The 10,853-nt window shown below is 62.5% G+C and carries 10 protein-coding genes and 1 tRNA gene; 9 read left to right on the top strand and 2 right to left on the bottom strand.

The window, feature by feature from the left end; genetic code table 11:
* Nucleotides 1-20 precede the first annotated feature (20 nt).
* The 5 genes from carA to ABWP50_RS08355 all read left to right on the top strand — a co-directional run bounded on the left by carA (nt 21) and on the right by ABWP50_RS08355 (nt 6,053).
* Nucleotides 21-1,208: a glutamine-hydrolyzing carbamoyl-phosphate synthase small subunit gene (gene carA / locus ABWP50_RS08375; RefSeq protein ID WP_353217542.1), complete on the top strand. Its 1,188-nt coding sequence runs from the start codon at nt 21-23 to the stop codon at nt 1,206-1,208.
* Nucleotides 1,205-1,567, top strand: a complete 363-nt coding sequence (locus tag ABWP50_RS08370; protein WP_353217541.1) for a ribonuclease E inhibitor RraB — start codon at nt 1,205-1,207, stop codon at nt 1,565-1,567. The genes carA and ABWP50_RS08370 overlap by 4 nt, the downstream gene beginning before the upstream one ends.
* On the top strand, nt 1,567-4,821 hold the full coding sequence (gene carB, locus ABWP50_RS08365; RefSeq protein ID WP_353217540.1) for a carbamoyl-phosphate synthase large subunit: 3,255 nt from the start codon (nt 1,567-1,569) through the stop codon (nt 4,819-4,821). The genes ABWP50_RS08370 and carB overlap by 1 nt, the downstream gene beginning before the upstream one ends.
* A 91-nt stretch (nt 4,822-4,912) precedes the next feature.
* Complete coding sequence (greA, locus tag ABWP50_RS08360; RefSeq protein WP_353217539.1) at nt 4,913-5,392, top strand: transcription elongation factor GreA; 480 nt, start codon at nt 4,913-4,915, stop codon at nt 5,390-5,392.
* A gap of 19 nt (nt 5,393-5,411) precedes the next feature.
* Complete coding sequence (locus ABWP50_RS08355; protein ID WP_353217538.1) at nt 5,412-6,053, top strand: rhomboid family intramembrane serine protease; 642 nt, start codon at nt 5,412-5,414, stop codon at nt 6,051-6,053.
* Here the strand turns inward: ABWP50_RS08355 and ABWP50_RS08350 are convergent.
* Entirely contained in the window at nt 6,050-6,529 is a 480-nt protein-coding gene (locus ABWP50_RS08350; RefSeq protein WP_353217554.1) for an Lrp/AsnC family transcriptional regulator, read from the bottom strand. The genes ABWP50_RS08355 and ABWP50_RS08350 overlap by 4 nt on opposite strands.
* Nucleotides 6,530-6,733: 204 nt before the next feature.
* Here ABWP50_RS08350 and trxB point away from each other — a divergent pair, with 204 nt between their 5' ends.
* From trxB to ABWP50_RS08330, 4 genes are all read left to right on the top strand, one after another.
* Nucleotides 6,734-7,681 carry a thioredoxin-disulfide reductase gene (gene trxB / locus ABWP50_RS08345; RefSeq protein ID WP_353217537.1) on the top strand — a complete coding sequence of 316 codons (948 nt, stop codon included), beginning with the start codon at nt 6,734-6,736 and terminating at the stop codon, nt 7,679-7,681.
* Between the two features lie 35 nt (nt 7,682-7,716).
* Nucleotides 7,717-8,631 carry a LysR family transcriptional regulator gene (locus tag ABWP50_RS08340; RefSeq protein ID WP_353217536.1) on the top strand — a complete coding sequence of 305 codons (915 nt, stop codon included), beginning with the start codon at nt 7,717-7,719 and terminating at the stop codon, nt 8,629-8,631.
* A 373-nt stretch (nt 8,632-9,004) separates the two neighbouring features.
* A tRNA-Ile gene (locus ABWP50_RS08335) sits at nt 9,005-9,077 on the top strand.
* A gap of 47 nt (nt 9,078-9,124) precedes the next feature.
* Complete coding sequence (locus tag ABWP50_RS08330) at nt 9,125-10,135, top strand: lysylphosphatidylglycerol synthase domain-containing protein (protein ID WP_353217535.1); 1,011 nt, start codon at nt 9,125-9,127, stop codon at nt 10,133-10,135.
* Here the strand turns inward: ABWP50_RS08330 and ABWP50_RS08325 are convergent.
* Nucleotides 10,071-10,700 carry an MOSC domain-containing protein gene (locus ABWP50_RS08325; RefSeq protein ID WP_353217534.1) on the bottom strand — a complete coding sequence of 210 codons (630 nt, stop codon included), beginning with the start codon at nt 10,698-10,700 and terminating at the stop codon, nt 10,071-10,073. The genes ABWP50_RS08330 and ABWP50_RS08325 overlap by 65 nt on opposite strands.
* Nucleotides 10,701-10,853: the final 153 nt, after the last annotated feature.

Raw genomic sequence — 10,853 nt, 5'->3', positions numbered from 1 at the left:
AAAACCAAGGGAATCACTGCATGGCCCTCGCCACCGCGCCTGTCCAACCCAAAGGCGCGACCGGCGTGTTGGTGCTCGCTGATGGCAGCGTCATCTGGGGCCACGGCTTTGGCGCTGAGGGCGCAGCCGTTGGCGAAGTCTGCTTCAACACGGCGATGACCGGCTATCAGGAAGTGCTGAGCGATCCCAGCTATGCCGGCCAGATCATCAATTTCACCTTTCCGCACATCGGCAATGTGGGTGCCAACAACGACGACATCGAATCGGCCAATCCGCACGCGCTGGGCTGCGTGGTGCGGGAGCCAGTCACGGCGGCGGCCAATTTCCGGTCGCAGCGCCGGTTCGATGACTGGATGAAGAAATGGGGCCGCATCGGGATTTCCGGTGTCGATACCCGCGCGCTCACCCGCCGCATCCGCGAAGGCGGCGCGCCCAACGGTGTGATCGCCCACAACCGCGCCGGGCAGTTCAATGTGAAGAACCTGCTCAGCCAGGCGCGCGGCTGGCCGGGCCTGGAAGGCATGGACTTGGCCAGCGTGATCAGCACGACGCAAGATTATGCCTGGGATGATGGCCTGTGGACGCTGGCCGGCGGTTATGCAGTGCACAGCGGCAATCCCGCCGGCCCGCATGTGGTGGCCATCGATTATGGCATGAAGCGCAACATCCTGCGCAATCTGGTCGCCGCAGGCGCGCGCGTTACGGTGGTGCCGGCCACCGCGAGTTTTGATGAGATCATGGCGTTGCAGCCTGCTGGGATTTTCCTTTCTAATGGCCCCGGCGATCCGGCCGCCACCGGCGTGCATGCGGTGCCGACCATCCAGAAAATCCTGAATGCCGGGCTGCCGCTGTTCGGCATCTGCCTGGGCCACCAATTGCTCGGGCTGGCCGTGGGCGCTACCACCGTGAAGATGACGCAGGGCCACCGCGGCGCCAACCACCCGGTCAAGCGGCTGAGCGATGGCCGCGTCGAGATCACATCGATGAACCATGGCTTTGCGGTGGACACGGGCACGCTGCCCGCCACGGCGCGGCCCACCCATATATCGCTGTTTGATGGCACGCTGGCCGGGCTAGAGCTGACCGATCGCCCGGCGTTCAGTGTGCAATATCACCCTGAAGCCAGCCCCGGCCCGCAGGACAGCCAGTATCTGTTTGAAAAATTCGTCGCTGGCCTCGCGCCGGTTGCCGAGGAGACCGAAGCGTGACGATTGTCAGAATCGATCCCGAACAGCTGGCCGAAGAGCTGGAAGCCAACGAGGATGTGCTGACCGCGCTGGCGGAAAATGGCGATATCGCCAACATCGTGCGCGGAATCGATCTGCACTTCAAAGGCTCACAGACCAATATCGAGATGCTGGCCGGCAATGCCGAAACCCTGGGCTTCCAGTTTTTGGGCTATGCCGAATATGAGGACGGCGATTGGGCAGCCGATTTGCAGATCGACAGCACAACCGACCGCGAAGCCATCTCCGCGCTCACGCGCCGCGCGCTGGAAATCGAGATTCTTCATGACGTTGAATTTGATGGCTGGGGCTGCCACGCTGAAACAGGACTTGCTGACTGATGCCCAAACGCACCGACATCAAATCCATCCTGATCATTGGCGCTGGCCCGATCATCATCGGCCAGGCATGCGAATTTGATTATTCGGGCACGCAGGCGGTCAAGGCGCTCAAGGCCGAGGGCTATCGCATCATCCTGGTCAACAGCAATCCAGCGACGATCATGACCGATCCGGATCTGGCCGATGCCACCTATATCGAGCCGATCACGCCAGAGATTGTTGCCAAGATCATCGCCAAGGAACGCCCGGATGCAGTGCTGCCGACCATGGGCGGCCAGACCGCGCTGAATACCGCGCTGGCGCTGCACCGCGATGGCACGCTGGAAAAATACAATGTGCAGCTGATCGGGGCCGACGCCGAAGCCATCGACAAGGCCGAAGACCGGCTGAAGTTCCGCGATGCCATGGACAAGATCGGCCTGGAAAGCCCGATCAGCCGCATTGCGCACAATGTTGAAGAAGCGCTGGCGGCGCTCGAACATGTCGGCCTGCCGTCGATCATCCGGCCCAGCTTCACCATGGGCGGCACCGGCGGCGGCATCGCCTATAACCGCGAGGAATTTATTCGCATCGTCACCGGCGGCCTGGATGCCAGCCCGACCACCGAAGTGCTGGTCGAGGAATCGGTGCTGGGCTGGAAGGAATATGAGATGGAGGTGGTGCGCGACCGCGCCGACAACGCCATCATCATCTGCTCGATCGAGAATGTCGATCCGATGGGCATCCACACCGGGGACAGCATCACGGTGGCGCCGGCGCTGACGCTGACCGACAAGGAATATCAGATCATGCGCAACGCCAGCATCGCGTGCTTGCGCGAAATTGGTGTGGAAACGGGCGGTTCCAACGTTCAGTTCGCCGTCAATCCCAAGGATGGCCGGCTGGTGGTCATCGAAATGAACCCACGGGTCAGCCGGTCTTCGGCGCTGGCCTCGAAAGCCACCGGCTTTCCGATTGCCAAGGTCGCGGCGCTGCTGGCGGTTGGCTACACGCTTGATGAAATCATGAACGACATCACTGGCGCCACGCCGGCCTCGTTTGAACCGACTATCGATTATGTCGTGACCAAGATCCCGCGCTTCGCCTTTGAAAAGTTCAAGGGCAGCGCGCCGCTGCTGGGCACCGCAATGAAATCGGTGGGCGAGGTGATGGCCATCGGCCGCAACTGGCAGGAAAGCGTGCAGAAGGCGCTGCGCGGCCTCGAAACCGGGCTGACCGGCTTTGATGAAGTGCCCGAATTGCGCGGGGCTACCAACGAGGAAATCGAAGCAGCGCTGTCGCTGCCAACGCCGGATCGGCTGCTGATCGCGGCCGATGCCTTGCGGGCCGGCATCAGCGTGGAACGTATTCACCAGATCGCCAAATTCGAGCCGTGGTACTTGCGCCAGATGCAGGAACTGGTTGAGGCAGAGCGCGGCGTGACAGAAAATGGCCTGCCCACGGACGCGGCCGGTGTGCGGCGGCTGAAATCCATGGGCTTTTCCGATGCGCGGTTGGCCGCGCTGACGGGGCGCAGCGAAGCGGATGTGTCGGCCGTGCGCCGCGCCCTGAATGTGCGCCCGGTGTTCAAGCGTATCGACACGTGCGCAGGCGAATTTGCGGCAAAAACACCCTATATGTATAGCAGCTACGAAGCGCCGAGCTTTGGCGAACCCGACTGCGAAAGCCAGCCAACCGTCTCACAGAAGATCGTCATTCTGGGCGGCGGGCCAAACCGCATCGGCCAGGGCATTGAATTTGATTATTGCTGCTGCCACGCCTGTTTCGCGCTGGGTGACGCCGGTTTTGAAACCATCATGGTCAATTGCAATCCCGAAACCGTGTCCACCGATTATGACACGTCGGACCGGCTGTATTTCGAGCCGTTGACCGCCGAGGATGTGCTTGAAATCCTGCATGTCGAGCAAAAGAATGGCGAGCTGGTTGGCGTAGTCGTGCAGCTTGGCGGGCAAACCCCGCTCAAGCTGGCGGCGGCCCTGCAGGCGGCGGGCATCCCGATCCTGGGCACCAGCCCGGACAGTATCGATCTGGCTGAGGACCGTGAGCGTTTTGCGGCGTTGATCACTGAGCTTGGCCTGAAACAGCCCGACAACGGCATCGCTCGCAGCGCCGAAGAAGCTGTGAAGGTGGCGCAAGCCATCGGCTATCCGGTGTTGATGCGCCCGTCCTATGTGCTGGGCGGCCGCGCGATGGAGATCGTTGATAACCGCGCCCAGCTGGAAACCTATATTCGCGAAGCCGTAGTGGTGTCGGGCACCTCACCGGTGCTGATCGATCGCTATTTGCGTGATGCCATCGAAGTGGATGTCGATGCCGTGGCCGATGGCACCGATGTGTATGTGGCCGGCGTGCTGGAGCATATCGAGGAAGCGGGCGTGCACAGCGGTGACAGTGCCTGTTCGTTGCCGCCCTACAGCCTGCCCGCCGATATCATTGCCGAAATCGAACGGCAGACGGCGGTGCTTGCCCGCGCGCTGAACGTCGTTGGGCTGATGAACGTGCAGTTTGCCGTCAAGGACGGCGATGTCTACTTGATCGAGGTCAATCCGCGGGCCAGTCGCACCGTGCCATTCACGGCCAAGGCCACTGGCATCCCGGTTGCCAAGATCGCTGCCCGCGTGATGGCCGGCGAAAAACTGGCCGGTTTCGATCTGCGGCCGCGCAATGTCGGCTATCATATCGCCGTCAAGGAGGCCGTGTTCCCGTTTGCGCGCTTCCCGGGCATCGATCCCGTGCTCGGCCCCGAGATGAAATCGACTGGCGAGGTGATGGGCATCGACAGTGATTTCGCCACCGCCTTCGCCAAAAGCCAGTTGGCCGCCTCGACGCGCCTGCCCGAAGCTGGCCCGAATGCCGGCAACGTGTTCATTTCGGTGAAGGACAGCGACAAGCCGCACATGATCGACGCCGCGCGCGATCTGGTATCCATGGGTTTCATGCTGGTCGCCACCGAGGGCACCGCAGCGGTGTTGCAGGCTGCCGGCATTCCGGTCACCCTGGTCAACAAGGTGGCCGAAGGCCGGCCACACATCGTAGATCGCATCAAGGACCGTGACATCGCCCTGATCTTCAACACGACCGAAGGCCGGCAATCCTTGATGGACAGCCAATCGATCCGCGCATCGGCGCTGTATGGCCGCATCCCCTATTACACCACAGCGCCGGCAAGCCGGGCGGCTGTGGCAGCGATTGCGGCATTGCAGCGACAATCCCTTGAAGTGCGGCCACTTCAATCCTATCATCACGTCCCCTGACGCGCTGCGTTTGGCGTGTCTTGGCCGGGCCAGCGAATGATTTGTTGGCCCTGCCGCTGTTTCGAACCGATTATCAGGATAGTGCAAAGCCATGGCGACGTTGGAAAAGGTGCCCATGCTGCCATCAGGTCATCAGTACCTGTTGGTGCAGCTCAAGCAGCTCAAGGAAACCGAGCGGCCGACGGTGGTGCAAGCCATCGAGGAAGCCCGTGCCCACGGCGATCTTTCGGAAAACGCTGAATATCATGCTGCCAAGGAGCGGCAGGGCCAGATCGAAGCCCAGGTGATCGAATTTGAAGACATGCTGGCGCGCGCCGTCGTGATCGATCCCAAGCAGCTTTCGGGTGACCGTGTGGTGTTTGGCGCCACCGTTCAATTGCAGGACGAGGCCGACAAGCCGGTGACCTACCAGATCGTTGGGCAGCACGAAGCCGACGTAAAATCGGCCCGCATCAGTTTTTCATCGCCGCTCGGCAAGGCCTTGATCGGCCGTCGTGTTGGTGACGAGGTGGAAGTGCACACGCCGTCAGGCGACAAATACTATCAGATCGATAATATTGCATTCATCTGATACGTCGCCGGACTATGCCATGCCACAGCTGAACGCACCGCCTGCGCCCTACCTGACCCGGCTGCTGCTGCTGGCCAATGTGGCCGTAGCAGTCGCATTGGCATTGGCCGGGCCGGCGGTGACCAACCAGGCGCTTGGCCAATCCGGGCTGATCCCCGTTCGGCTGAGCATGGCGCTTGACGGGACCACGGCGCTGCTGCCGGCGTTGGCGACGCTGTTCACACATTTGTTCCTGCATGGCGGCTGGCTGCATCTGGCCATGAACATGATCATGCTGCTTGCCATGGGCAATCTGCTGGAGCCGCTGATTGGCCCGCGCCGGTTGGCGGTCCTGTATCTGGTGGGCGGCCTGGCGTCGGCAGCGGCCGAATGGGCGGTTTCGCCGCTCAGCACTGTGCCGACGGTCGGCGCATCCGGCGCGATCTCGGCGTTGATCGGCGCGCAGGCGATGCTGGGCTCGCGCGGCAACCAGAACCCACTGATGCGCGGGCTTGGGTTGGCGGCCGCGTGGACGGCGTTCCAGCTGCTGGCCGGACTGGTGATGAACGGGCCGGGTTTTCAACTGGCGATTGCTGGCCACATCGGTGGATTTTTCGCTGGCCTGGTGCTGGTGCCGCTGTTGACCGCAAAACGTGCAGCATCAGGGCGTCAGCCCGGTTAATCCACCGGTACGCCAGGCTGCGACAGGGACGTGCGGATCACGAAACTGGTCTTGACGCTTTCGACATTGGGCGCGGGCGTCAACTCGCTGGTCAGGAAACGCTGAAATTCCTGCAGGTCGTGCGCCACCACCTTCAGAATGAAATCAATCTCGCCGTTGAGCATATGGCATTCCCGCACTTGCGGCAGGCTGGCGACGTGGTCTTCGAAGGCGCGCAAATCGGCTTCCGCCTGGCTCTTGAGGCTGACCATGGCAAACACCGTGATGCCATAGCCCAGCGCCACCGAATCAAGATCGGCATGATAGCCGCGAATGACACCGCCTTCTTCCAGCGCACGCACCCGGCGCAGGCACGGCGGCGCTGTCAGGCCGGCGCGCGTGGCAAGATCGACATTGGTCACCCGGCCTTCCGCCTGCAGATTGCGCAGGATCACCCGGTCAATATCGTCGATGGGCAGGCGTGAGCGGTGTACCAAGAGCAACACTCCAAGCTTTACTGGCCATATTTAATAACATTATTTCACAACTGCGCAAGATGCGGATGGCTTTGGGCAGGTTTTGCTGGCCCCGTTTCGCGCTCAGTGCCCGTGCCAACCCGCCGGGCTGGAAATATTGGCAAATCCGGTTAAGTCAGACCCAAGCACGGCGCGCACACAGGCGCCGACAGGAGATTTGCCCAAATGCCCGCCGATCACACGCCGCGTCACACAAGAATGCTGATTATCGGTTCTGGCCCCGCCGGTTACACTGCGGCTGTTTATGGTGCGCGGGCGCTGCTGGCGCCGGTGTTGCTGCAGGGCTTGCAGCCGGGCGGCCAGTTGACGATCACCACCGAAGTGGAAAACTGGCCGGGCGACACGGTCGTGATGGGCCCCGATCTGATGCTGCGCATGGAGGCGCAGGCCAAACATGCCGGCGCCGAGGTGATCATCGACATCGTCACCCATGTCGATCTGTCGAACCGGCCCTTTGCCGTGATGACCGACAGCGGCCAGCATTGGACCGCCGACACGCTGGTGATCGCCACCGGCGCGCAAGCTCGCTGGCTGGGGCTGGAAACGGAAACCCGCTATCGCGGCTTTGGCGTATCGGCCTGCGCCACCTGCGACGGGTTTTTCTTCCGCGGGAAGCAGGTCGCTGTGGTTGGCGGCGGCAACACCGCCGTCGAAGAAGCGCTGTTCCTGACCAAATTTGCCAGCAAGGTGCACCTGATCCACCGCCGCGGCGAATTGCGGGCAGACAAGACCAACCAGGCCAGATTGCTGAACAATCCCATGGTGGAAACCCACTGGTACAGCGAAGTTACTGATGTGCACGGCACCGAAACGCCGCTGAAGGTGGAGGCCATCACCTTGTCGGACACCCGCGATGGCAGCACGCGGCAATTGGCGGTGGACGGCATGTTTGTGGCCATCGGGCATGTGCCGGCCACGGCGCTGTTTGCCGGCAAGGTCACCATGGATGACGAAGGCTATGTGATCACGGCGCCCGACAGCACGGCCACCAGCGTGGCCGGCGTGTTTGCGGCGGGCGATGTGAAGGACAAATTGTACCGGCAGGCGGTGACGGCAGCTGGCATGGGCTGCATGGCTGCACTGGAAGCGGAGCGCTTTCTGGCACACGGCTAGATCAACAGGAACGGGCCAAGGCAAGGGAAGCGCGCATGGCACAGACCGGCATCAACCTGGATTGGGAAAAGCTGCGGCTGTTCGATACCGTGGCCGACGCGGGCAGCTTCACCGAAGCCGCGCGCCGCATGCACATGAGCCAGCCGGCCCTGTCCCGCCAGATCGCCGCGCTGGAGGAAAGCCTGGGCGCCAAGCTGTTCCACCGCCATGCCCGCGGGCTGGCGATGACCCACGAAGGCGAACAATTGCGCGCCGCCACCGCAGATATGCACGAACGCATCGACAAGGCGGCGCAGGCCATCGATGCCAGCCGCGATCGCCCGACGGGCACCATTCGCCTGACCACCACGGTTTCGTTTGGCTCCACTTGGCTGGCCCGGCAATTGGGCGATTTCCTCGATCTTTATCCCGATATCTCTGTGCATCTTATGCTGACCGATGCCGATCTCGATCTCGCCAAGCGCGAAGCCGATGTCGCCATCCGCTTTCACCGCCCGTTCCAGAGCGAGTTGATGCAGCGGCCGCTGGCAGGCATCCGCCATCATCTGGTCGCCAGCCCCGATTACATCGCCCGCCACGGCCAGCCGGAAACCATCGCCGATCTCGATTCGCACCGCCTGATTGCCTATGGCGACGCGGCGCCCGAGTATCTCAAAGGCATCAACTGGATCCTCGAACTCGGCCACGAAGGCCATCCGCGCAGCGCCGCGCTCACCATCAACAACAGCCATGGCGTGCTCCAGGCCGTTGAAGCCGGCGCCGGCATTGCGGCGCTACCCACCTATCTGATCCGGTCATCCGGGCTGGTGCAGGTGGTGCTGCCCGCCATCGAAGGTCCGGTGTTCAAGACCTATTTCACCTATCCCGCCGAGCTGCGGCGCAGCGTTCGCATTGCGGCCCTGCGGGATTTCCTGCTGCTGCGCATGACCAGCGCCGCCCTCGATCCCTGAGCAGCACAGCTCCGGTGCTGCAATCTGCCGCTATGCTGTGGTTGCATGGCTGCCTCGCAATCTTGTGCACTGCAATATGCCGGCAAAAAGCGTAGATCACATTTGTCGCCGCGACAGCGGCAACCCCGGGTCCGCTGCTCCTCCCCTCCCTTGCAGCGCACTCGGTCGGCCACCTGCCTCTCCTCCCCCTTGAGGCAGCAGCGCCAGCCCGGACCGCGCCACTCCCCCCCGGCGCCGTTCCGGGCCAAATTTCAGGGCTGGATGCATCATGTGCATCCGGCCCTTTTTTTGTCCTGCGACCACGCGCCGGTTTCTCGCGCCCGGTTGGCCTTCCCAAATCCGCAACCATCGGCTAACCGCTGGAAATCGGTTGGGGCCTGTAGCTCAACGGTTAGAGCTGGCCGCTCATAACGGCTAGGTTGGGGGTTCGAGTCCCTCCGGGCCCACCGTTGTTGGAAGGATCAGGCGTCTGGGCGTTTCGGCAAAGCAAGAGGTGGACGCCGGGCAAGACCAGCGGCCGCGGGCCAACTGGAAAAGCTGGGCTGGTGCAGGCGTCGGGCTGGTGGTGCTCGGGTTGGCGGCATGGGGCCTGAACAAGATTGCCGGCCAGGTAACGCTGGCACAGGTGATGGCCGAAGTTGAAGCGACTCCGACCCATCTCATTGTCTTTGCAGCAATTTCTACCTATCTCTCTTATGTCGTGCTGATCGGTTACGACTGGTTTGCCACCCGGCATCTTGGCTACAAGATCGCTTGGCCCACCCTGGCCGCCGCCAGCTTTGCCAGCTTCACCATCAGCCACACGCTTGGTGTCACGGTGCTTACTGGCGGCACGGTCCGCTACCGCATCTACACCCGTGTCGGCGTGAAGCCGGTTGATATCGCCATGATCATCCTGCTGTGCGGCTGGACATTCTGGCTGGGCATCATCTTCGTCGCCGGCATCGGCCTGATCGTGTCGCCGGGCCTGGCCGAACCGATCCGCGCCTGGGTGCCGCAGGGCCTTGAGGAATGGACTGGCGCGCTGCTGCTCGGCGGGGTCGTGGCCTACACATTGTTGACCACCTTCTGGAAGCATGATTTCAAGCTCTGGCGCTTCCGTTTTGCCTTGCCCAACGGCAAACAGACGCTGCAACAAATTGCCATCGGCACCATCGATCTCGCGCTGGCCGGCGGGGCGCTGTACATCCTGCTGACGCCTGTGGCCGGTGTGCCGGATCTGCTCACCTTTCTGGTCATTTATGCCGTCGCCATGGTGACCGGGGCGCTGGCGCATGCGCCCGGCGGGCTGGGGGTGTTCGAGCTGGTGGTGGTTGGCCTGATGCCGAACGCCGACAAGGCGGGCGTGCTGGCGGCGATTGCGCTGTTCCGCCTGCTGTACACTTTCATCCCGTTCATGCTGGGCGCAACCCTTGTTGCCGTGCTCGAATATCGCGCGCTCAGGGCGTCCCGCGCAAATCTGCCGCCAGCCGGCGATCCAGCTTTGTCCGCCAATAACCACTAAGGCCGGGCAGCAGCGCCAATTCCGCCAGTTCCTCCTGCGTGCCCGCCAGCCCGGCGGCGATGGGCGTGAACCGGCGGATAGTCCAGGCCGGATTGGGCCGATCGATCACATCATGGCCATCCCCGGCGGCAATCATGCCAGCCTCCAGCACGCGCAGATACCAGCCGCAGCGGCCGGTGCGCACCATTGCCCGCACCACAGCATTTGTGCCCATTGCGGCGGCAAATGTGCTGCACGGTTCCCGGATTTGCGCGATTTGCAGCGTGGCAGTGCCGCAGCGGATGACATCACCCAGGCACAGGCTGGTTTCATCCAGGCCATCCACCACCAGATTTTCGCCCATCGCGCCCGGCACGAATTGCGCGGCAATCGCCGGAAAATCCGCCTGCCAGCCCGCATAACCCGACAATGGATAGGCATAAATCGCCTTTTCCGGCCCGCCGTGCACCCGGTTGTTGCCGACCCGGTCGCCGTCAAGGCCCAGACTATCCACCGCCACCGGCACCGTGACGGGCTGGCGCCAATAGGCCGAAGCCCGCGCCGCGCCCTCCATCCGTTTCGGCATGCCAATGCGCAGCTGCGCGATATTTCCGCTTGCGATCATTGCCAATCTCCATGACACTGCAATTCTTGTTCAACAACTGAAAGGAGGTGATCCTGTGTCTCATTGCTTCATCATTGGCGCAAAGGCGCTGGTGGCCACAGTCAAGGTTGTGGC

The organism is Sandarakinorhabdus sp. (assembly GCF_040398645.1).
In the GTDB taxonomy this organism is placed as follows: Bacteria; Pseudomonadota; Alphaproteobacteria; order Sphingomonadales; family Sphingomonadaceae; genus Sandarakinorhabdus.
This window is presented reverse-complemented; position numbering and strand designations above follow the sequence as displayed.